Source organism: Parabacteroides sp. ASF519, from assembly GCF_000364265.2.
Lineage (GTDB): Bacteria > Bacteroidota > Bacteroidia > Bacteroidales > Tannerellaceae > Parabacteroides > Parabacteroides goldsteinii.
Genome location: NZ_AQFV02000006.1, coordinates 3,086,932 through 3,112,185, shown reverse-complemented (window position 1 = coordinate 3,112,185; position 25,254 = coordinate 3,086,932). Strand labels below are relative to the sequence as shown.

Below are 25,254 nucleotides of genomic sequence, written 5' to 3'. Positions count from 1 at the left end.
TATACATTAAAATGTGACTGATGCTCCAAATATAACTGTTCTGGGTAATGAGTATCCGGCACCTACATCAGCTGCTTGATTTTGTTCAGGTGTATATGATTTTGTCTTCGTCAGGTATCCCAGATTCTGTCCAGTTATTGAAAAACTCAATTTGGAAGCACCGATTTTCTGGATCCATTCACTATCGCAAGCATAGCTTAATGATAATTCACGGAAACAAAGATAACTTGCATTATAAACAAACATACTATTACTGGTACGAGCATAGTTTCTCTTCCCATTTTGGTCAGCCCAATAATATTTCGGATATTTTGCATTAGGATTTTCAGGCGTCCAAGTATCCTTCGACGTAGTTAACAGGTTAAAAGAACCTTGTTGGCAACCCATAAACCAAGGTAATTGCGTATCATGTTGATAGTGCCCCAAAGCATAGTCCATTCGTACAGAAAGTGTAATACCTTTCCATGACAGGTTATTACTTATTCCTCCGGTTACTTTAGGCGTATTATTTCCTATATAAACCTTATCATATACATCAATAACTCCGTCATTATTCACATCTTTCCAGATTACATCCCCTGCCTGGATCGGATGAGCATTCGCTTTTTCAGCATCAGTCAATGTATCCCATATTTCCGGTCCATACAGTGGTTTACCAGAACCATACGTATTAACAGATTTATCAACACGTGATCCGGCAATACGTCTAACCTCTTCTTCACTTTTGAAAATGCCTTCCATCTTATAAGCATAAATATCCCCTGGACGTTGTCCTTCCTGATATCCACCAACCCAAATAAGCTCATCACCATTTCCCGAATATACTTGTATCGCATTTTGACGGTTCAATTCCAGTCCGTTATCCGGTAATTTGAGAATTTTGTTTTTGTTGAATCCCATATTTGCACTAAGATCCCATTTCCAATCCGACTGTTGAAGTATCCTGAAATTCAATTCAAGTTCTACTCCTCTATTCTGCATTGAACCATTGTTTGATCGTATGCTACTTACTCCTGAACTAGCCGGAAGTGGTATAGAAGCAAATTTGTCGACTGTTTTCCGGTTATACCAGGTTGTATTGACATTAACTCTGTTTTGAAACAAACTAAAATCCAATCCAGCTTCAAACGTATTAGAGCGTTCCCAACGAAGAGACGGGTTTGATAAAGTGGATAATCTGTAAGCTATTTCACCGTTATATTTGATGTTACTATATGCCCCTTGCAATTCATATTCACCGACCCCGACACATTTCCATTTACACCATAACTAGCTCTGAGTTTTGCAAAAGAAACAATATCTGACAAGTCGGCCATAAACTGTTCTCTTCCGAAAATCCAACCGACAGAAACCCCTGGAAAGACACCCCAGCGATTGTTGATCAGAGTAGAATACCCGTCACGCCTTAAAGTTGCAGAAAACAAATATTTATCTTGATAATCATAATTCAACCTTCCCATGAATGATAAAATCCTTTGGCAAGAATGCCAAGAGTCAATACTTCTCTTGTTCGCACTAGTCAATGTTAAAGCCAAATCAGCAAAATCATCAGTCGGAGCGCCAGAACCACTGGCTGAAAAACCTTTAACCCGTTGTTCAAAAAATTCCGCACCTGCAAGTACACTAAGTGAATGTTGTCGGAAAGATATATCGTAATTGGCTACTGCATTATACGTCTGACGCCTTAACTCATCGTATTCAGCCTTGGAAGCACGAGTTCTAACCCAAGTATTCGCCGTTGTTTGATAATCTTTTGTGAAAGTTTCATCCATTCGCTTTTCATATTGCCAATAACCATTAATTTTTAAAGACAAACCCTTCATTATATCAAATTTAAACGTTTGTCCAAAAATAAGTTTATCCATATTTAGATCACTCTTATATCTACCACGATTCTGTTGAACATTGGCAGTACCACCGACCCACTCTCCATCGGCATTGACACCTCTTAAGGTGGGAGGTGCACTCAATGCTGATCCAAAATAGGCCGAAACATTTGACCAGCTTGGTAAATTCTGATTATTTCTATGAGAAAAGCTGAAATTAGAATAGGAAGTCAACCAAGGTTTAATCTTATAATCTGCATTAATTACAATCGTCATACGTTTATAATAATTATCTACTGGCAAACTTTCTGCATCATAATAACCTAAACTAGCATAATAATGTCCTTTATCATTTCCTCCGGAAAGAGAAATATTATAATCTTGAGTAACTGCTGGATTTTGAAAAGCTGCAGCTGTATGATCAAATTCCTTATAAATGATTTGATCACCATAAATCGGATCGGTCATCGTTTTCCAGCCTTGCTCTAATAAAAAGCGATTATCATCACTCAATATCATCGGACTCCACATCGCCCTGATATCTAAATTTCCATCCAAAGGCTTACCCGGATTAGCCGGATCCCAATAAAGATTTCCAGTTCCGTAAGCACCATTAGCAGTAAGAGAAGACATATTTGTATATCCTTGCCAAACACCCGCCTTATTTTGCCAAACCTGAGAGGCATTCTTAACAGCCGTTCTCATCCAATGTAGATAATCTCCGCCATTCATAAACTCATACGGATTATTCAAATAACTCAAACTTACTTTAGCATTCACCGTTATCTCTGTCCGTCCACTCTTACCCGACTTTGTAGTAATTAAAATAATACCATTGTTGGCACGTGCACCATAAAGAGCTGTAGCCCCAGCATCTTTTAAAACTTCCATCGATTCGATATCTGCCGGATTGATATCTGTCATATTACTTCTTAACTGTCCGTCAACATAAATCATAGGATTGCCTGTTCCATCCAGGTTTGTTCCTCCTCTAAGGACAACAACCGGTGCAGCACCAGGATCACCTGAATTTTGAATTACTCTTAATCCAGCAACCGCCCCGGATAAAGCCTGAGCCGGATTAGCATATAAACCGATATCGAAAGTCTCTTCCTTTACTGTCGTGATAGAGTTGGTTAATTTCGATCTGGATACAGTACCTCCATAACCGGTAACCACTATCTCATCCAACACTTTCATGTCTTCTTTCAATATAATAGCCAATGTACTTTCATTACCTATTTTCCGTTCACAGGGGAGATAACCTATATAAGAAACTTCCAATATATCTCCTTTTTCTGCACTCAATGAAAATTTTCCATCTATATCGGTAACAGTCCCATTTGTTGTACCTTTTACCATTACATTGGCTCCAACAACAGGTATACCAGTAACATCGACTACCGTCCCCGTAATTTTTTTCTCCTTTTGTGCAATAACAGGATTTGAAGATTTTATAGACAATACAATTCGATTTTCAACAACTGAATAGCCGACATTGGTCCCCGAAAAAACCGCTTCCAGTATTTTGAATATATCAGTATCATTAACAGACACCGACACTTTACGATTCAAATCAACATGACGATCATTATAAAAGAAAGAAAAATCACTCTCGGCCTCTATCTGCTCCAACACTTCCTGTACTGTTTGATTTTTAATATCCAAACTAATCCGAGCAGTTTGTGCATAACTATCAGAGGCATGTAAAAAGCTAATTGAACTTAACATAAAGACAAAAAACAGTTTCATAACTAATGGAATCTTTTTTAAGGTTAACCCAAGTGACTTTGTCACCCATAGAAATTGGGTAATAGATAATTTTTGCATAACTTTGTGTACTTTTTTAAGGAAAAAATGATTTGATACGAACCTGTCGCCAAACAGGTTTCTTTCAGTTAACTCATTTCATTCGGATAAATGCGCCAATATTTATCCGAATGTTTTCGTTTCAGGAGGTCCATTTGCCATACGCTTTTGTTTTAATAAATTTCTACTCTATTTTTACTATCCCCGTCTTCTGTCGGAATATGACGCCATTTTATTCCGGAAGAAGCGTTAAATATTTTCAATATCTGTTCTAGTCGATGATCAGTAAACGATCCGGTAAAAGTTTCTTTTACATATTTATTATTTGACACTACAAAATCCACATTAAACCTCTTTGTCAACATACGCAATGCTTCTTCAAAAGGAGTCTTCTTGAAAATAATCATTCCATCCTTCCAGGATATCTCAGCTTCCCCGCTTGTCTGATATATATCCGACCGATTCGTCTGGATATTATAAACCAATTTTTCACCCGGCTTTATATCCACCTGTCCGGACTTGGAAATGAATGTGACTTTCCCGCTTATCAATGTAGTCGAGACAATAGAATCCCATTTAAATGCTTCCATATTAAAAGAAGTACCCAACACTTCCACGCTGGCATTGTAAGGAGTGGTTACAACAAACCGCTTTTCCGGATTCTTTACGACCTCAAAGAAAGCTTCACCTTCCAAGCGGACCGAACGGAATTCCCCTTCGAAACTCTCCGGATATACCAGTGAAGACTCGGAATTCAAATTAACCTTTGTACCATCCGGTAATGTCAGGCTGGTCGTCATACCCGGATTTGTCCGGACTTCCAACATACGGATATCCTGTTTTTCAGGAATAAGTACTTGCAACAGATAAGCAACCAGCAACGGGATGAATAATATGGCAGCCACCCGCTGCCCCCATATAAACAACGCCTTTAGTTGGCTTCTGAAAATACGGTTGTCTACTTTGGATAAAGCATTGTCCGTATTTACCCGATCCATGACAGAGATAGTATCCGATGCCAAATAGATCAGTTGTATCTGCCGGGCTATTTTATAATGCTCTTCAGATTGACGGATCCATTTTTCAACTTTCTCCCTTTCCTCCGCAGACACATTGCCTTCACAATAACGGGGAAGAAGTTCCTCTACAATATCTATATTCTTTTCGCTCATTAAAATCACCTTTTATTATTATGACAGGTGGGATCGGATGAGTTCCTAAACAGAAATCGACTTTTTTCAAAAAAAATTATGATATTTGCTCTTAGATAAGAAAACATATGAAAGGGAGTATACATAACGAACAATACCAGAATGAGAATTTTCTTTTGTCAGCATTACGTCAGTCAGACAGAAAAGCATATACCTTCTTGTTTCGGAAATATTACCCGATGTTGTGCGCATATTGCCACAAGTTTATTTCATTAGAAGATTCTGAGGAGATTGTCCAGGATGTTCTGTTCTGGTTATGGGAATCCCGCAAAGAGCTGGTTATCGAAAAATCACTCAGCCAATATCTGTTTAAAATAATATATAATAGAGCAATTAACAAAATAGCCAGTCTACAAGCAAAAAGTAAAGCCGACACCGTCTTCTTCGAGCAGATGCAGGAAATGTTACAGGATACCGATTATTACCAGATTACAGAACTAAGGGAACTGCTCAAAAAAGCTATAAATAAATTACCGGACAGCTACCGCCAGGCATTTGTCATGCACAGGTTCCAGCACATGAGCTACAAGGATATAGCTGAACAGGCAGGAGTCTCGAGCAAAACCATAGATTATCGGATACAGCAGGCTTTAAAGATTTTACGCAAAGAATTAAAAGATTATCTGCCCCTCCTGTATTTTATTCATCTGGTTTAACAGAAAAAATATATATTATTCTTTATCTTGACACATTAATCATTTATGATGAAATAGAATGAAATTATTTATCCAATTGTTTATCTTGCTGTTGTCACTCGGTATACTGTATCCGGCAAATGCTGCCGAGGCCGATAAAGCACCTACTATCACATTGAATATCAGCAATCTCCCTCTACCTGATGTTCTTGTGATAATCGAAAAGCAATCGGAGATGTCCTTTTCTTACGAATCTTCGGTTATCAAAGATATTCCGAAAGTAACATTGCAGGTAAATCAAGTTCCGTTGCGTACCTGTCTTGATATGCTTTTCAGGGATCTCTCCGTCACCTATATTATAAAAGGAAAATTTATTATCTTACGAAGAAAAAGCAATCTCGTTACGATCAGCGGCTTTATCCGCGATCAATATACAACCGAATACCTTATCGGTGCTTCCGTCTACAATCCCAAAACCCAGGAAGGGACAGCAACCAATAACCATGGTTTTTTCAGTCTGACCGTACAACAAGGTGATATCCAGCTGGAAACATCTTATATTGGTTACCAGCGCTTCGCATATCATTTGAATGATCTGAAAAAAGATACGGTCATGGAAATACTGCTCAAAAGCGGTAAAGAACTTCAGGAAATAGTCGTTACCGGAACAAATGCTTCACAAAATCCGGTATACACTCCCCAGATGGGGACATTGAAGATTTCACAGAAAACAGTAAAATCAATCCCAACCCTTCTCGGAGAATCGGACGTGATCAAGACTTTGCAGACACAGCCGGGTGTTTCGGCAGGAACGGAAGGTTTGGCTGGTATGTACGTCCGGGGTGGCAATGGCGATGAGAACCTCTATATGATAGACGGCATTCCCCTTTACCAGGTAAACCACCTGGGAGGACTCTTTTCCGCTTTTAATGCCGAGGCTCTGAAAGATGTCGATTTTTACAAATCGGCTTTTCCCGCCCGTTACGGAGGAAGACTTTCAAGCGTAGTCGACGTACATACCAAAGATGGAAATATGAAAGAATATCATGGCAGCGCCATGCTGGGCCTCACTTCCGGAAACATTAATTTTGAAGGTCCGCTCGTCAAAGATAAAACATCATTCAATGCATCCCTGCGCCGCTCCTGGTTCGATGTGCTGACAGCTCCGGCACTTGCCATCTGGAACAGAATAGAGAAAAAGGATGGAAAAAAACGAACGGGAAGATATGCGTTCACCGACATCAACATGAAGGTAAACCATCACTTCAATGACCGCAGCCAAGGATATGTCAACCTTTATTTCGGACAAGATTTTCTAAAAGGAGGAAGTACCGATTATAAAACGAGTGATGATAATCTCTACTACGAATCGAAAGATATCGGGAAATTACGCTGGGGAAATACCGTTGCCTCCGCCGGATGGTCTTATGTGATGAATCATAAAATGTTCAGTAATATTTCGGCTTATTACACACGTTATAATTCCTCCATAAGAAGAATAGAGGAAAACCAGACAGGTAAAAAAGACGATGAGGAGTATAAAAAAAGTAAAAGAAATACATCGACTGAAAATGGTATCAACGACCTGGGTTTCCGAATGAATTTCGACTATTTGCCCGCTCCTGCCCATCATGTCCGTTTCGGTAGCAATTACATCTATCATCATTTCCGCCCGGAATATACCCAAAATGAAGTGACCGGCGATTATGAGAAACTGGAAGTCAAAGATGTGAAAGAGACTTTATCAGCAAATGAACTGGCTGTTTATGCAGAAGATGACTGGACAGTCAATCATTTTATCCGCCTGAATGCCGGGATACGTTTCAGTCTTTACAATGTCCGTCAAAAAACGTATACTTCGCTGGAACCCCGCATATCTTCCCGCTTCCTGATCAATCCCCATCTAAGCCTGAAAGCATCCTATGCCCGGATGAGCCAGTACATTCACCAGATAAACGAAAGTTATATGAGTCTGCCGACAGATACCTGGATGCCGGTTAGTAAGAAACTCCGCCCGTTGGTCAGCGACCAAGTATCGGCCGGCGCCTATTACAATCTGCACAACGACTATTCTTTCTCAGTAGAAGGTTATTATAAATGGATGAATCATATCCTCGACTATAAAGACGGATATAATTTCCTCCCGTCATTCATCGGCTGGGAAGATAAACTGGCCCAGGGCAAAGGATGGTCGTACGGGGTAGAGCTGATTGCCCGGAAAGAAACCGGACGTGTCACAGGATGGTTAGGATACGGACTGATGTGGGCAGACCGCCAGTTTGCTGAAATAAATGACGGTAAACGTTACCCTGCCAAATTCGACAACCGTCACAAACTGAATGTCGTAGCAAACTGGAAACTAAGCGACAAAGTAGAATTAACCGGCAGCTGGACATTTATGACAGGAAACCGCCTTACCGCTTCTTTCGAAAATTACGAAGACCTCGGACAGGCACATTTTCCATCCGACGTAGCTCCTATTCCTCCGTTTATGAATACACCGGGAGGACTTGAATATTTCACCGAACGCAATAATTTCCGCCTGCCGGCTTATCACCGGCTTGATCTGGGTATCAATATTTATCGTCCTAAAAAGAACGGATGCATGGGTATCTGGAATGTCAGTATATATAATGTATATTGCCATATGAATGCGATTACCTTAAAAAAGCGTTTCTGGTATAATTATGATTGTTATTTCGAAACGATGAGTATTCTGCCTATCATACCATCGGTTTCATACACCTATAAATTCTGAATAAGATGAAAACAAAAATACTTCTGTTATCTGTCCTGTCAGGTTTCATATCTATCCTGACTTCCTGTTACCGCGAAATTGACGTGGAGAAATATCGTACTACCCCTAAAATCGTCATTAACTGCCCTATATCCCCCGAAACCGTTATCCGGGCGAGCATTACCCGCACCTATTTTTTCTCAGATCTGGACAATCTCGAACCTGAATACAATGGCTGGAACGGGCAAACAGAAATTTCAAGTATAAAATTAAGAAATGCAAAGGTTGAACTTTACATAAACGGAACTTACAAAGAAGATATGAAATGGCAGGCTTTGGATAGTGTCGAAGAGCATCAAGCACCGGATACCTTTTTCATATCGACGGTCATTCCGCAGGCCGGTGATAAAGTCAAACTAGTGGCTACCACACCCGAGTACGGATCTGCATGGGCAGAAGACGTCGTTCCTCAACGGGTTCCGATCGAAAAGATAGAGGTCAGTTGCCGGAAAGAAACCGGAGATCCTTACAGCATACAAAATAATACCCCTGGTAATATAACTTATAATAATGAATATTATGCCTTTCAGTATTACATAACCTTCAGGGACACACCGGGTAAAGCGAATTACTACCAGTTATGGGTGGAAGGAGACATTCAATATATCGACCCCATATTCAACAGTGTAAATTCCACTATCGACGGGACGTTAGGCTATGACGGCGTAGACGGACGGGGCGGTCGTGTATTTACCGACGAACTTATTGATGGAAAAGAATATACCATCCAGGTAAAAGAGCTGATACAGGCACATTATAGTGTTCAGGATTTGAAAGAAAGAAGCATTAACTTGTATGCTCTCTCCGAATCTTATTATCAATATTTGTTATCATTGGAAAAAATCAGTGCCAGCACTTTATCCGGCAGCCTGTCTAACATAGGATTGGCCGAACCGCTTCGTGTTTATACCAATGTAAATAACGGCACCGGCATCTTAGGAGCCTGCCAGCGTACTAACATAAAGATCAATCTGGGAGATTATATTCCAAAGAAAGAAGACAAATAAAAGCCATCTCCGGATATATACGGAAGCCAGTATTTCTTATTTCTTCCGATTATTTGTACCTTTGTTCTGATAATACAAAAGGAACATTCATGTACTTCAAAGATATAATCGGTCAGGAAGAAATAAAAAAACAACTTATCCATTCAGCACAAACAGGTGTTGTGCCTCATGCCCAGCTATTCACGGAACAGGGAGGTGCGGGAGCATTTCCTCTGGCACTGGCTTATGGCCGTTATCTGAACTGTACGCACCGGACCGAGACTGATGCCTGCGGGAGATGTCCGTCCTGCCTGAAATTTAACGAACTGGCGCACCCAGACCTGCATTTTGTATTCCCTATCGTTGCCAAAAAGGAAAAGAAAAAAGAAGTATGCGACGATTATTTGACCGAATGGCGCGGTTTCCTGAAAGAACGTCCTTATTTCAATATCGACGGATGGCTGGATTACATCGATGCCGGCAATTCGCAGGCCATCATCTATTCGAAGGAAAGTGACGAAATCATCCGTAAACTGAATTTGAAAATATACGAGGCGTCTTATCGTATCCTGTTGGTCTGGCTGCCCGAAAAGCTCCATCCGACCTGTGCGAATAAACTTCTGAAAGTGATAGAAGAACCTCCTTTGAATACCGTCATCCTGATGGTATCGGAAATACCGGACCAGATCTTAGGAACGATCCTGTCACGTGCACAGCGAATCAATGTCCGTTCCATCCACCCGGAGACTATAACAGCTGCTATGATAACACGATTCGGACTGGCGCCGGACGATGCAAAACATGTAGCTCACCTGGCAAACGGGAGTTATCTGAAAGCCATAGAAGCGATCAGCCTGAGTGAAGAAAACAGTTTCTATCTGGAGCAGTTCAAGGCGATGATGCGTAACTCCTGGGCACGTAACGTCAAAGGGATGAAAGCGATGGCCGATGTTCTTGCCGGCATCGGACGCGAACGCCAAAAGAACTTCCTGCAATACTGCCAGCATCTGATCCGTGAAAACTTTATGTACCGTTTCCAGTCACCGGACCTGAATTATATGAATATGGACGAATCCGGTTTTGCCGTAAAATTCGCCCCTTTCGTTAACGAACGGAATGTATTCGATATCATGGAAGAGCTGGCAAAAGCAGAACGGCATATTACCCAGAATGTAAATGCCAAAATGGTCTTTTTCGATCTTTCGTTACGCCTGACGGTTCTGATAAAACGGTAAGCAAAAATTATTCTAAAAAATCCAGCGTCAACAGTAACTAACCGTGAATCAGTTACTGTTGACTGCCGAATAATAAATAAAGCCTAATGAATCAAGCCATCACCAGCCGGAGAATAAGCACCGATCTCACCGATATAAGCATATGATGAGCGGGAGTTTGATCCTACATAATACATGAAATAGCGTGCTTTAACAACATTAGCCGCCCTTGAAAACTGAGGGATATCGACTACATTATCTAAAGAGTAAACGCCATAGTCCTTCCATCCCATATCATTACTGTCTGTCGGATCAGCCAACGATTCGGCATAGAATATCTGATGCGTCGGTTGGGCACCACCGGAGTCGTCCATACGACGATATACTTCAAAACTCGATATATCAATCACTTCTCCCATATCCACTATAAAATAATGAGGGAAAGGAGCCGTTGGATTATGCTCCGTATGCCACGGAGTATTAATATCTCCATCGATAGCATTCGTTGCCGGCCATTCAGGAGAAGCCGAAGCCGAACTAAAAGCGACAATCTTCCAGCTGGATTTGTCTATCGGGCTTTCATAATAAATCGGTATACTTTTAGAAACAGTCGTGAAAGTATCTATGGCATTCTCTTCCGGCAGGAAACGTAAATTATAACTCACATTTCCTTTTAATTTATATAAGGTAGTAGTAGAAGCATCAGCCGGAACTTCCATATGGACCGTTTTATCAGAAATATCGGTATATTGCAAATCCATACCGATAGCCCCTCTGACTGTTCCTCCCCAATAAATCACCATCGAATCGCCTTCCATATCATAACGGGTAAATTCAGTTGTATAACTTCTGTTAGAAAGTCCGTTCTTATAGTTCTCTCCATAAGAAGATCCGGTAGCTTCAAACTCTAACGAACGATTACCGAATTTATCAAAGCTAACTAATTGGAACAGATATCCGCTTTCCGGCATATCATCGAGTATAACAGGAAAAACACCAGTCTTTCCACCGATCTCGACATCGACAGAGTCTTCATAATTATTCCAATAAACGCGTAAATTCTCTACACGTTGAGCTTTTACATAAATGTCTAATTGAATCCGGTTCTCGCCTGCCCGAACACCTACACTATCCACTTTTGCGGCATAAACGATCTCTCCTTCGTCAAGATACTTGTCAGTAAGATCATTCATATCCGTACATGACTGGCTGGCGATTGCCAATAGCATCAGTAATGCAAAACATACTTTATTGAATTTCATAAACTGTTCTTTTTATAATTATTGATATAATTCAGATCTGTTGTCACCAAACACAAACAGTTCTCCTATCTGGAAATTATCACCGCCTGCCCAAGTTCTAAGCACTTTTATACGAATCCATCGAACAGGTGGAACATCCAACGGCATAATAAAATTCTCGCCGGACACAAGAGCAACGTCATCATCTTCCGAAGAATGCTGACCTAAAGGAAGCCCTGAAGGTTTTACAGATTCGAAAGTACCCAACAATGTCCAACTATCCCAATTACCTGTAGGATCCAGATCTGTAGCACCATAAACTTCAAACTGTTTCAGGTTTCCTTCAGAAAAAATATAAGCATCTCCACGTTGATAGAGTAATAAACGACTGATCTTACCTACCGCTCCTAAATCAATAGTAATCGATTGAGGCCAAACCCCGGTTCCACCCGGCGAACTAAACCCATTATCACCTGGACCATAAATGCCATCCCATATACGAGACATCCCCCAACCAGCTCCTTCACCAATATCGTTCGGTAATTTAGCATCGGACCATTTAGTCTTATCGAATGAGGTTTCAAACATAGGTGTCAACTCTTTATAAAGAGTCGGACTGATATTTCCCCAACGATCCTTCACGTAGATTCCGAAATCCATTGGAATAGTATCCAAACCACGGGCAGCTCCACTCCCCTCTATAACAGTCGTATAAAATGTTTCCAAGGGTTGATAATCTCCATATTCATCTTTACGTACAATATGAACTGTCACCTCATCCCGGTTGTTATTTGTCCACAGTCCTTGTACCCCCCCAAAATCTTGTACCAAATCAAGTGTCTTACCGATCGTCAACACGGGAGGTTCTTCAGGATTCACCGTTACTTTCACAGGAGCAGATTCATTACGACTCCGATCCACTGCTATAAGCGAAACCTCACGCGGTTCCATATCGCCAAAACCCACCACCTTGATCGTATCCGTATAAAGAGAACTTTTAGCTTCAGCCAACCCTTCCTTTAAGTTATAAACGGCTTTAACATAAAGCAAATCTTCATCATCCGGTAAAGTATAACTAAGAATAGCCCCTCCGGGAATATTTTTTACATTCACATTCGAGACAGCCCCCGGAGCAATGGAATCTATAGGTTGCTGTCCTATTGGAGATTCGCTGCATGACCAAGTGATCAAACCTAGCGTCATGACAGACAGTATAATCTTATTTTTCATATTCATCATTATTATAATGTATTAGATAATGAATTTATTACCAACCGTAATTTTGTACAAGATTTTTATTAGTAATAATATTCGTCTCCCGGATAGGCATAAAATAATCTTTCACCGTAACTTTTACAGGAACTTCAGCCACATTCTGCAACTTATAAAAGTCTTCAGGTGTCTCACCCATGATATTCCACCCCTGAGGCTGTATATTATAAGTATCGATCTGCTTCCAACGACGAATATCCCAATAACGTTTGGATTCAAAAGCAAACTCAACCGTTCTTTCATCATGGATAATATTACGCAAACCTTCTTTTGTCGTCGGTTTAGACGGATCGGTAGAATATTTACTCCATGAATCTATTACCCCCTCCAATCCGGCACGTTCACGAATCCGGTCTATATATTCATACACTTCTGCCGAAGGACCGGAATATTCATTCAATGCTTCCGCATAAAGCAAATAAAGATCAGCCAAACGGATAACAGGAAAAGGATAATATTCCGGTTCTGCAATAGTACTGTTAGTAACACCGTTTTTATAACTAGCCATTTTCTTCGGAGCATAACCGGTTATGGAATAAGAACTACCCCCTTGATAACCGGACCACCCCAAATTTAAAAAGTTGGTATAGTTACATGACTCGAAGTCGTTTTTCCCGTTTCCGTAGTAGATTCCCTGGTCGAAACCTATGCTGGCATAAAAACGAGGTTCACGGTTATAGTGCATATAACAAGTACGTTGTCCTTCCTTTACAAAATATTTCTCATCTCCGGAGGAAGGTTCCGAACGTAATTCATAGCGTTTATCATACCATCCCTCTTTGCTCCACTGTTTATCTTCATTCATAGGGACACCATTGGATGTATAAAAACGTTCCACTGTTTTAATTGTCGGAGCCCATTGAGCACTGATTGTATTGATTATTCCTGCATCGATACGTACAACACGAGGGGTCGAATGATAGGAACGATCCCTGCATTGACTATTTGTACCTCCCCATATCAACTCACAGTTCCAACGTTCGCAAACAACCTGACGCAACATAGTCTGCAATTGGAACACAGGATGCTGAGTCACTGTGATCGGTTCAATTTCCGTATACAGTTTCTTTCCGGCGCCATGACAAGCTTCTATCGCTTCTTTACAAGCATCTGCAGCAATTTTCCATTTTTCAGGATCATACGTTTGATTAAACAAGACTGTCCCGCGATTATCTATCAGTCCTGCCATTTCTGTATTACCATTGAACAAAGGGCTGGCAGCCATTACCAACATCTCTGCACGAACAGCCAAAGCTATCTGTTTATCAACACGACCGCCTTCAATACTCATAACCATGTCTTTATAATCCGGCAGATCAGGCAAAGCTTCCAAAATCAGATCATTTACATAAGTCACCACATCATCCACTTTATCACGATAAACCGCAACCTGTTCAGGTGAAGCAGAAACTGGTAGGTTTTCATCTATAATAGGTATAGGACCATAGCATTTCAACAGATAATAATGATAATATGCCTTTAAGAATTTCACTTCAGCAACCCAACGAATACGTTCAGATTCTTCCAAATCAACCGTACTAGCTATGTTCTCCAAGAAGATATTACAATCACGGATACCAATGAATAAGCCTTTACCACCTTGCAGACCATCCCAAAAATTCAGATAAGGATCATCTAGTTTTTGAAAACCACGTTGTAGATAAGAAGATGTAAACGTTGGAAATACATGTGATGCTATCGGATAGAACTGCCATGTCTCGTCACCACCGTTAATCGCCGGGTCATTAAATAAATCCCCCCACTGCGGGCGATAACTATAACAAGTATATAAAAACTTTTCGGCTGCAGCTCGATTCGTAAAAGCTGACTCAACCGTTGCTACGTTATCCGGTACTAAATCCAGATAACCGTCACACGAGGTAAATACCTGTATTAATGCTGTAAACATTAATATTTTATAGAATGCTTTCATGTAAACTAATTTATTGATTAATAGAATCAAATAAGACAAAACTCGTTACAACTCTCATTAGAAGGAAATCTGAGCTCCCAAATTGAATACACGCTGAACCGGATATCCTAAACCATTTCCACCCATTTCAGGATCCCACAATTTGAAAGGACTAAATGTAAGCAGGTTCGTGCCGCTGAAATAGATACGAAAGTTCTTTACAAAGACTTTTTTAAGTACATTGGTCGGAACTGTATATCCGAACTCCAATGATTTCAAACGCAAGAATGAACCATTGCGCATAAACCAGGTAGACGGTTTCTGATTATTCTCTACAGCTTCATAAGATAAACGTGGCCACAAAGCATACAGGTTACGATTATCTTCAGACCAGTGATCATCTGCATATGCTTTTAACAAAGCATTCTGTCCGTTGAGGAAAGGTAGAGTTCCGTTATCCGTTGATGTGTCGATCCAGAATGATTCCCGAGCCAATCCCTGGAAGAAGAAAGATAAATCCCATTGTTTGTATCCTCCGGACAGACCGAAACCATAAACAATTTCCGGACTGGTTGGATAACCCATCGGTACCATATCCAATTCGGTAATCTTACCATCGTTATTGATATCTTTATATTTGATATCACCGGCCATATAATTACCAAACTGACTCGGCGAATTACGGATATCTTCTTCATCTGCAAACAAACGTTCAGCCACATAACCGAAATTCTGATTCAGGGAAGTCCCCAGTTTCGACTTCCAAGGCGTTGCACTGTAATCCGGCTCTTCGTAAGCAGTAAACTCACTGGTTGCATAAGTGAAATTAGCCATCCCCGTCAACCAGGCATCATTATTAATCATATGGTTATAGTTCAACGACAGGTCGATACCACTACTTTTAGCTTTTCCCACATTAGCCATTACATCGGCCTGAAGCCCCATAGTTGTAGGAATAGAAGCACGTGACATTAAAATATTCCAACGGGATTCCATAAAATAATCCGCCTGCAATTCCAATTTATCAAATAGTCCTAACTCTACACCCAGATTTGTTTTCCGGGCAGTCTCCCAGGTTATATCCTCGTTCGGGTAACGAGAGATCGAAACACCATTCAACGTACGTCCTCCAAAATTTCCATAAGTACCGAACGACGATTGCTTTCCATCGCTATTCATATTTACTTCCGAAATATAGAAAAAACGATCTTCAGGTCTACCGATCGCATCGTTACCGGATAACCCGTGAGTAACTTTCAGTTTCAATTTGTTAATCGTTTTCTTCAAATCGTCATTCCAGAACGCTTCACTAGAAACAAGCCAACCAAGTCCCATTGAAGGGAAGAAACCAAAACGTTCCTTTCTGGCAAAACGTTCGGAACCGTTATAACCGAAGTTTGCTTCAAGGAAGTAACGCGAATCATAAGCATAAGTAGCACGACCGGCAAAGTTCACATTACGTGAAGGTAATGAAAGTTGTAATGTATTGGCGTCGGAAGTCAGGGATTGACGAAGTGTGAAAACCAACATAGCACCGACAGCATGCTTTTCATTATAAGTTTGATTCCAGTTAGCTGCCGTTTCAAAATAAGTTGTAGAACTAACTACTTTATTACCGGGAACAAAGTCTAATGTTTCACGTCCATCCTGTTCGTTAAGAGGGGCCAAAATATAGGTATCCTCCAACTTATTATAGGAACCTATTCTATAGAAGAATGGTACATATTGACGAGATACATCAAAATAACCATATCGATTTGTATTGAACATAGCACGAAGAGACAATCCTTCTGTGATAAAATCCAAATTCTGCTTCAATTCGAACTGAGCCGCCATCTGAGATGTTTGCGTATCTTTATACCCTTTCAACATATCTGCATACGGGTTATTATACTGTCCCTTGTCTGCATTACCGAATAATATATGTTTGGTATACTGATTTGCTTCATCAGCCGGATAAGAAGGGGCGAACAAAACAGGGTTAGTCCGCATTACTTTTGCGAACAGCTGATCGCCACCATCTATCGGTCCGGTATAGTCATCAAATGCACCGCTCAAACGAACGACAGCTTCTGTCGTTTTGGTAACATTGATATTTACATTGGCACGAAGCATATATCGTTTCAAGTTGATATTATTATTGAAACTGCTCTTTTTATCGACATTCAATACGCCCTTATCCGAAATATAACTGCCGGCAATGTAATAACGAGCGACTTTACCACCACCACTTACGTTAAAGTTGGCACGGTAGTTGAATGTATTATTCTTGAATAGTTCGTTATACCAGTCCGTAGCCGGATAAACGTACGGATTCACACCGGCAATCGTATTATCTATCTTCTGTTGCGAATAAGGTAGTGCCCCCATCGGGTTACGTGTCAAAACGGCTTCATTATGAAGACGCATATAGGTTATCGGATCGGCCAGCTCCACCATTTTTGTCGGTTGCGACATAGAACCTTCCAACCGGATACTTACCTGGGCGGCCCCTTCCGCTCCTTCTTTCGTCGTTACCAAAATAACACCGTTAGCACCACGAGACCCATAAAGGGCTGTTGCTGTGGCATCCTTCATAATAGAAAAAGAAGCGATATCATCCGGCTGAATGCGGGATAATTCCGTGGTAGTAACCTCATTGTTATCAATAAGAATAAGAGGATCTTTTTTATAACCGAAAGTAGTCACACCACGAATAAAAAATTCAGCATTGTCTTTTCCCGGTTCGCCACTTCGTTGATAGGCAATCACTCCGGACAGACGTCCGGCCATTGCCGTAGTCAGGTTGCTGGAAGGAACTTTTAATTCCGATGGATTCAAGGTTGTAATAGATCCGATAACACTTTCCTTCTTTTGTTTGGCAAAAGCAACGACAGTCACTTCCTCCAGTTCATCCGTTTTGGGTTTCATCGTAATTACAAGATCCTTCTTATCCTTGACCGTTACAATCTGATCTTCCATACCCAGATAAGAGACAGTCAGTTTCTCACCAACCGAAACACTGATCACAAATGATCCGTCGATATCTGTGGCAACACCTCTTGTGCCACCAACGAGAACTATATTTGCACCGGGAAGAGGCTCTCCCATATCATCAATTACTTTTCCTTTTAAATTGAAGGTTGCCTGACTCTGATTCGGAATAATCCCACTTGAAGCTGATTTGCCCCTATCTACTCCTACATTAACCGACGCAAAAGATATTGTATAACTAAAAACACATAGAATAGTTAGGGATACAGCTTTTCCTTTTATATTACTGCATATAGATTTATTCATTATATTGATATTAAGTTTAACAATTAAATATGTTAATTACTGATACTATTGAATAGGTTCATTTTATGTCTTCATAAGCTATTTCATTTATGTTACTGACTATTAGTTCTTGTGGAACTATGTTAATATCAGAAACACAAAAAAGAAGACATGCATTGTATATCAATACATTAATAATTTAACACATAGTTAACACAAAAAGATTCCGTGGATTACATATCTGTTTTCAAGATGACTTTCGAAACTTATTTAGGGATAGTGCCAGTTTTATTATATTAAATATCATTTTTGTAACTTGTGATTTTTATTTAATACGGATATTTGTAACAATTAACAATCCGGATTAAATTAACATAGTTCCACAAGGACTGAGGATACCTTTAAACAACAAATATGAAATTGTGAAAAAATATGGCAAAAGAGAAACCTGCCATATCTGTAAATAGATTACATTGTAAAGAGATGAACCTTTCTTTTATAACGGGAGAGTAACTTTTCCCCTCTCGAGAGGGGGAAGGGGGTGTGTTAAAGCAAGTTACAAACTATCGGCAAACTTCCCCAAAAAGTACCTATCTTTTAAAATGTAAAGTCCCTACTTTTGATTACAAAACTAGGGACTTTTGATTTCAAAACATATATGTTTTTACAGAGGATGAACTATAGCTTCTTATTCCTCCAATTACCTTTCCACAAATAGAAGAAGGCAATAAACAGCATCCCATTATAAACATGTTCCGTTGTCCAGCAAACCGCTACATCGGCATGTAACCAGACACCGACCAGGAACGTATAGGATACATAGACTAAAATACTTGCCATATCGATCCATAATGCAACCTGTGTGTTCCCTGTTCCCGAAACGCTGAAGAAATAAATAAAAGCAGGAACCGCCAATATATAGGAAGAAAGCATGACCCAAAGGGACGGAACAGAACTTTGTATCAAGTCCGGATTATCCGTATAAATACGCAGTACCAAATCCGGAAATAAAGCGATCAATATCCCTAACGGCAACACAAAAAAGTAACAAAGCCTTATCATCCGTCCGCACAATCCCATCACCTGGTCCGACTTGCCGGAACCGATCAGGTTACTCACCAGTGAACTCGACGTGGAAGCAAACGCATTGACAAACATAAACAGGAAAGACGAGATACTCCGTACTACATTCGTGATAGCCAGCGGACGTTCCCCCTGATGCTCCATCACTACAAAAAAGATAAACCAACCGATAAACGCGATACCATGTTGCACCATTATCCAGATCGATACATTCAATATTTGTTTCAACATCCGGAAATCAATTCCGGTAAAACTAAACATTCCATACTTCTTATAATCGATCTTCTTCCAGGTATAAATGATAAAGAACAACACCGACACCGCCTCAGAAATAGAAGAAGCGATCGCCGCTCCGGCAATCCCTAAAGCCGGGAAACCGAACTTACCGAATATCAGGATATAATTCAGCACCACATTCGTCAGCACCATCACGACAGAGTTGGCCGTCAATATCTTAGTCTTGGTGATACCGACATAAAACGCCCTGAACATCACCGCTATGAACGAGAAGAAGAACCCGTAGACACGCCAATCGATATAACTCATGGTCGCCTGGTAAACCTCATCCGAGCCGATCAGCTTCCGAAGAATCACCGGTGAATAGAAATGGGAAACCGTAAATAAGGTGGCAGCAAGTAATAACAGGAAAAGTGCTCCCTGCATGAAAACCGGTCCGATCCGGGTATAATCCTGTGCTCCGTTGCGCCGGGCAATCAGGACCTGTGCTCCGACACTAAAACCGAATCCCAGCATATAAATAACCAGATAATAAACTCCCGCCAGTGCCGAAGCTCCCAGCTCAACCTCTCCTACCCGGCCCAGATAAGCCGTATCGGTCAACCCGATCATATGCTCCATCAGCAAACTGATGAGTACAGGATAGGTAATCTGCCAAATTTGTTTATTCGTAAATTGCATAATGGATATTCAAAAAGGGATGCAAAGGTAGTAATAAGAAGTTTTCCATACAATATAACCGTTAATTATCCGTTTATCATTTTGTCACTACTATACCATCTAATTCGGATTACTATACCGGATATTTGAAAATAGTATACCGGGTAATATTTTTTAACGTATTAAAAAGACAGAGAAATCAGTCAATACATAACATAAAGACAAAAACGATGAACTTCAAAATACTTCTGACATTCCTTATGACCATCGGCTTTTGCAGCTGTAACGGACAAAATACAAATGCAAACAATATCACGACAGCCACTCCGATGCCGATCAACCGGTTCGACAAAGCATTGTTCCAGCTAATAAACTCCGACGATACGACGCTCAACCAACAGCTATTGAATCAATATCCGCTGATGACAGAGATTCTGGGTAAAGGTATCCTGAATATGCAATCGCCGGAAATGCCCGGCTTTTTCAATAAACTGGAAAACTTTTATTCCGAACCAACCCTGAAAAATCTTTATGCGGATGCAATCAAAAAATATGATTCGGTCACAGAGACAGAGCAATCGCTCGGCAACGCATTCGCCTGGATACAGGATAAATTCCCGACTATGCAAATTCCGGCTTTGTACATGCACGTTTCCGGATTCAACCAGAACGTATTGGTCGGCGACAGTCTGTTATCACTCTCCATCGACAAATATATGGGAGAAGATTATCCGTTGTATCAGGACTTTTTCTATGACTATCAACGCCGTAAGATGCAACCTTCACATGTGGTTCCCGATTACATCGCCGGCTGGCTGATGTCCGAATACCCATTTAACGGCAATGAAAATGTATTGCTCGACCGGATGATCTATGAAGGCAAAATAAAATACCTGGTTTTATCAGCATTACCGGAGATGACTCCGGCCGCTTTGTTCGGTTATACAGACGAGGCCTGGGAATGGTGCAAAAATAACGAAGCCAATATATGGAAAGCCATTGTCGAACGGAAACATTTATATACACCGGACCAGATGAACACCATGAAATATTTCGAAGACATGCCTGCCCAATTCCTGACAAGCGATGCTCCCGGAAATATCGGCAGCTGGGTCGGACTGCAAATCATTGAACAGTACATAAAAGAAACAAATACAACTCCCGAAGCATTGATGAAAAACGATAATGCACAGGAAATACTGGCTGCATCGAAATACAAGGGAGGATAAATATATAACCGACGAATCAACTATATTCAACCGAATTACTTATATTTGCACAGAACTGTTAAATACACATCCGGATGAAAAATACGAAAGAACTTGTATTAGCTAAAATTAAAGAGACACTTCTTCAAGTGGCTCCCGGTGCCAAAGTAATTCTTTTCGGTTCACGAGCCAGGAATGATGCCCGTTCAGACTCCGATTGGGACATCCTTATATTAGTCGACAAAAACAAATTGGACCCAGACGATTTCGACCGTATCTCTTATCCTTTGTACGAACTAGGTTGGAAAATTAACGAAATGATAAGTCCCAAACTTTATACGATTAACGACTGGCTGAAACGCAGCTTCACTCCGTTTTATAAAAATGTAGAAAAAGAAGGGATTGTGTTATGACTGTTTGAAATGAGACAATCCGGCGATTATGACGATCTTTATGATCTGACTGCCGACGATGTAGAACGATATATCGAACCAACCCGTGAATTTCTGAAGTCACTCGAAAAGCTGATAAAGACTGCCTAAAAAAAAACCGCCCTATCCTCGCGGACAAGACGGATAATCTAATCTAACTTAATTCTAATACCATGAAAAACACTATATCTTAATAACAGGAGTTGATGAAAAAAGTTCAACTGACCTGTTTATTTTAATTTCTTTCACAAAATAAAGATCGTGTGAGACCAACAACACAGTACCTTTATAGTCCTTGATTGCTGTTGTTATTATATTAACACTCTGAATATCCAAATTGTTCGTCGGTTCATCCAAAACAAAGATATCCGGCGTACTATTACTGACCATCAGACAGCAGATAGCCAACCGCATTTTCTCTCCACCGCTTAATTTTGAACAACTTTTATCCCAGGTCCCGACCGGGAAAAGGAAACGGCTCAAAATCATTTTTAACTCATGTTCAGGTTTGGCAAACAGATTATACTTCTCTAATTGCTCAAACACAGTCAGGTTAGGCAACACAATCGAATATTCCTGATCGATATAAACATACTTGAAATCGGCACGATCAACAGAGCCTTCTACAGGTTGCAGTTCTCCCAGGATCAGCTTCAACAAGGTTGTCTTTCCTGAACCATTGTTACCGCCGAACCGGATACGGTCGCCACTTCTGATCTGCAAGTTTAGTGGTTCGGACCATAAACGGTTCACGCCATAGCCAAAGTTCATATCCTTAACAGTCACCAGTATTTTACCGGTATGAAGATTCGGTGAATTAAAATCCGTTTTCATCTGCCGCATATCCGGCAAAGCGGTCTGGATATCCGTAATGGAGGAACTGAGCGAACTCATTTTCTCATCATGCACATCCTTCAACTTAACCGCACTCTGTTCTGCGTGCTGTTTCATAGCCCCCATCATTATACGGGGAATACCTTTCTTTATGGCTGCTTTCTCTCCTCTTACACTCGATTTATTTTTTCTTTCAAGCGCCTCCCTGGCTATTTTCTTTGCCTGGCGCAACTCTTTTTCTTTTTCACTCAACTGATTCTGCAAGGCTGCCAGTGCGATCTCTTTCTGCTCCTTATAAAAATCGTAATTGCCACCGTACAATGTGATCTTACTTCTGTCGAGTTCACAAGTGTAAGGCAACAAATTAAGCAATGTTCTGTCATGGCTCACAATAAGGATAGTGGCACGGCTCGACCTGATAAAGTCATAGAGTTTGTCCCTGCTTCCGGTATCCAGATGATTGGTCGGTTCGTCCATCAGGATAATTTCGGGAGAATGTATCTGTATGCCCGACAAATATACTTTTGTCTTTTCGCCACCACTCAGCGTATTCATCGTCTGGTCCAGCCGGATATGCTCCAATCCCCAAAAAGAAAGAGCGGCCAGGCTTCGTTCTTCGATATTCCAGTCATCATCCAGAATCGTAAAGTTCTCTACCGAGGCATCTCCGGCAATGATAGCATGCAATGCCTTGATTTTAGCCTCAACCTGCAAGGCCTGCACTACGGTCAATTCATCGTATTGCCCGAAATGCTGGGGCACATAATAGGGTTTGGAGGAACAAACGACTTCACCCGAGGAGGGCTTCAGGCTACCTTCCATAATCCGCAATAAGGTAGATTTGCCGGACCCGTTATTTCCGACCAATGAAACTTGTTCTCCTTTATTTACCGTCAAACTGATATCTCTGAATAGTGGTTCTTTATCCGCATGGATATAGCAAAGCTGTTGTACTGATATGCACATAGTCTATCTGCTTTAAAAATGTTAGAAACTAAAATTTGGAAATAAAAAAGCGCCAGGAATAAGCGCATGAAATAGCCGGGATGGTTATACAGAAATCGGTTCAACAGAGATTGAACCTTTTAAATTATATGTTCTGAAACCGGCTTACTTAGATATTTTCATCGGAGGTATTTATTATATGATGGGGCAAAGATAGATATTTCCCGGAATAAACACACAAATATTTGACTAAAAAATGAACAGGCATCGGCTAAGCAACGGATAACTACCCATCCGGTCACGGGTAGTTATCCGTCTAGAAAGAATAATTATCAGCTATTTTTTACATTTCTCATCACCCTTTCGATTGCATCGTCCATTTGGGCGATCGATTCCAGGCCAAGTGTCATGCAATGCAGATTGCTTTCTGTGACGGCAAAATGTATCGAATGTTCGCGTTCTTCATCAGTAACATGTTTTCCTTCACCGAAAATCTTCATACCCATAATACCTTTCCCGTTTTCCCGGGCTTTGCCCAGGAGGGCGTTTACATCTTCCGGAGTACCGTCCATATGGCTTTGGAATGGGTTCAGGCGGGCCAGGATAATGTCGCACCACGGATTTTGAGCGGCTTCAGCCATTGCATCCCAGTTATGGCAAGAAATACCGACGGCTTTTACGATGCCTTCCTCCTTTGCTTTGGCAAGTCCTTCCATATAAAATTTACGCGTTTCCGGCCAATTGCCGTCAGTCATACAATGCATCAGCAGGATATCGAAATACTCGGTACCGGCTTCCTGCCGGAAGCGGTCGAGTGTTTTCCGGACCGGTTCCCTTTTCTCCGAACCCTCGTCATACGTCCACATTTTTGTCATCAGGGTGACCTTTTCACGGGGTAACTCCTTCAAGGCTTTACCGACAAAAGGTTGTGAACCGTACATATCGGCCATATCGAAAAAGCGGAGTCCGCGTTCATAGCCATGATGAGCCAGTTTCACAAAATTATCCAACCCGATACGGGTTTGGTTGGATTCATAGTTCCAGCCTTTCGTTCCGGTCCCCAAAGCGATCCGTGAGACTTCCAGCCCGGTATTTCCCAGCTTTACTTTATCGACCGACACATCCGAAGGAAGCACCCGCTGTATATCAGCCCATCCCACCTGTGCCAGAGATAATCCGGCTACTCCGGCAACACCTGTCCGGATAAATTTTCTTCTGTTCATCATTTCTACGTTGCTCATGGTAAAAGAATATTGAGTATTATGTTCGTGAATACGGATTAAGTCTTCCACAAAAATAATACTATTCACTTAAAAGCCAATATTTTCTATCCTTTTATCCGAAGGTATCCGTTAAATATATATCCGATCATCTATATCTATCAGCCGATAGATAAAATGAATAGGAAAATATCATCCCATCCCCTCTGATTTCTTTATATTTCCTCTATAAATAAACAAACGTGAGTTCGAAATAAGTACCATAACCTTCCTCAGAATAACAGTCAAGCCATGTTTAATAACATGTATGTGTAAAAATATAACAAAAAGTTTGTATTAAAGAAAAATAAACCTGTCCTTTGACGAAAAGATTTTAACTATGAAAAACACAAAGAGATAACATTGCCACAGTCTTGACTATGAAATGTATGATCTTTGGGAGGGAGTCTGTATAAGGGTCCCTTTTTTCTTATTA

At 40.8% G+C, this 25,254-nt stretch carries 14 protein-coding genes and 1 pseudogene; 6 read left to right on the top strand and 9 right to left on the bottom strand.

Translation table 11 applies throughout. The features are described 5' to 3' along the window. Positions 1 to 6: 6 nt before the first annotated feature. Positions 7 to 3,656: pseudogene (locus tag C825_RS12215) on the bottom strand (TonB-dependent receptor). A 152-nt stretch (positions 3,657 to 3,808) separates the two neighbouring features. Further along, a complete protein-coding gene (locus tag C825_RS12210) occupies positions 3,809 to 4,807 on the bottom strand; it encodes a FecR family protein (RefSeq protein ID WP_010802659.1) in 999 nt (332 codons plus the stop codon). Between the two features lie 107 nt (positions 4,808 to 4,914). Between C825_RS12210 and C825_RS12205 the strand changes: the two genes are divergently transcribed. From C825_RS12205 to C825_RS12190, 4 genes are all read left to right on the top strand, one after another. Then, the gene (locus tag C825_RS12205; RefSeq protein WP_010802658.1) at positions 4,915 to 5,502 is read left to right on the top strand and encodes an RNA polymerase sigma-70 factor; all 588 of its coding nucleotides are present in this window, start codon (positions 4,915 to 4,917) and stop codon (positions 5,500 to 5,502) included. Positions 5,503 to 5,560: 58 nt separating this feature from the next. Continuing rightward, the gene (locus C825_RS12200; protein WP_010802657.1) at positions 5,561 to 8,239 is read left to right on the top strand and encodes a TonB-dependent receptor domain-containing protein; all 2,679 of its coding nucleotides are present in this window, start codon (positions 5,561 to 5,563) and stop codon (positions 8,237 to 8,239) included. A gap of 5 nt (positions 8,240 to 8,244) precedes the next feature. Continuing rightward, positions 8,245 to 9,285: a DUF4249 domain-containing protein gene (locus C825_RS12195; protein WP_010802656.1), complete on the top strand. Its 1,041-nt coding sequence runs from the start codon at positions 8,245 to 8,247 to the stop codon at positions 9,283 to 9,285. An 89-nt stretch (positions 9,286 to 9,374) separates the two neighbouring features. Beyond that, positions 9,375 to 10,499, top strand: a complete 1,125-nt coding sequence (locus tag C825_RS12190; RefSeq protein ID WP_010802655.1) for a DNA polymerase III subunit — start codon at positions 9,375 to 9,377, stop codon at positions 10,497 to 10,499. An 83-nt stretch (positions 10,500 to 10,582) separates the two neighbouring features. Here the strand turns inward: C825_RS12190 and C825_RS12185 are convergent, their stop codons facing one another. The 5 genes from C825_RS12185 to C825_RS12165 all read right to left on the bottom strand — a co-directional run bounded on the left by C825_RS12185 (position 10,583) and on the right by C825_RS12165 (position 20,162). After that, positions 10,583 to 11,740 (bottom strand): DUF4998 domain-containing protein, encoded by a 1,158-nt coding sequence (locus tag C825_RS12185; protein WP_010802654.1) that lies wholly within the window; start codon positions 11,738 to 11,740, stop codon positions 10,583 to 10,585. Between the two features lie 18 nt (positions 11,741 to 11,758). Continuing rightward, positions 11,759 to 12,949, bottom strand: coding sequence for a DUF5000 domain-containing lipoprotein (locus C825_RS12180; RefSeq protein ID WP_007658356.1), 1,191 nt, complete (start codon positions 12,947 to 12,949; stop codon positions 11,759 to 11,761). 37 nt (positions 12,950 to 12,986) lie between these two features. After that, positions 12,987 to 14,924 carry a RagB/SusD family nutrient uptake outer membrane protein gene (locus C825_RS12175; protein ID WP_010802653.1) on the bottom strand — a complete coding sequence of 646 codons (1,938 nt, stop codon included), beginning with the start codon at positions 14,922 to 14,924 and terminating at the stop codon, positions 12,987 to 12,989. A 57-nt stretch (positions 14,925 to 14,981) separates the two neighbouring features. Beyond that, entirely contained in the window at positions 14,982 to 18,182 is a 3,201-nt protein-coding gene (locus C825_RS12170) for a SusC/RagA family TonB-linked outer membrane protein (protein WP_010802652.1), read from the bottom strand. Positions 18,183 to 18,839: 657 nt separating this feature from the next. Then, positions 18,840 to 20,162 (bottom strand): MATE family efflux transporter, encoded by a 1,323-nt coding sequence (locus tag C825_RS12165; RefSeq protein WP_007658359.1) that lies wholly within the window; start codon positions 20,160 to 20,162, stop codon positions 18,840 to 18,842. A gap of 209 nt (positions 20,163 to 20,371) precedes the next feature. Between C825_RS12165 and gldB the strand changes: the two genes are divergently transcribed. Next, positions 20,372 to 21,370, top strand: coding sequence for a gliding motility lipoprotein GldB (gldB, locus tag C825_RS12160; protein ID WP_010802651.1), 999 nt, complete (start codon positions 20,372 to 20,374; stop codon positions 21,368 to 21,370). Between the two features lie 74 nt (positions 21,371 to 21,444). Further along, positions 21,445 to 21,762, top strand: a complete 318-nt coding sequence (locus C825_RS12155) for a nucleotidyltransferase domain-containing protein (protein WP_007658361.1) — start codon at positions 21,445 to 21,447, stop codon at positions 21,760 to 21,762. Between the two features lie 201 nt (positions 21,763 to 21,963). Here the strand turns inward: C825_RS12155 and C825_RS12150 are convergent, their stop codons facing one another. Further along, positions 21,964 to 23,580 (bottom strand): ABC-F family ATP-binding cassette domain-containing protein, encoded by a 1,617-nt coding sequence (locus tag C825_RS12150; protein WP_010802650.1) that lies wholly within the window; start codon positions 23,578 to 23,580, stop codon positions 21,964 to 21,966. A gap of 311 nt (positions 23,581 to 23,891) precedes the next feature. Then, positions 23,892 to 24,782: an aldo/keto reductase gene (locus tag C825_RS12145; protein ID WP_016212877.1), complete on the bottom strand. Its 891-nt coding sequence runs from the start codon at positions 24,780 to 24,782 to the stop codon at positions 23,892 to 23,894. Positions 24,783 to 25,254 lie beyond the last annotated feature (472 nt).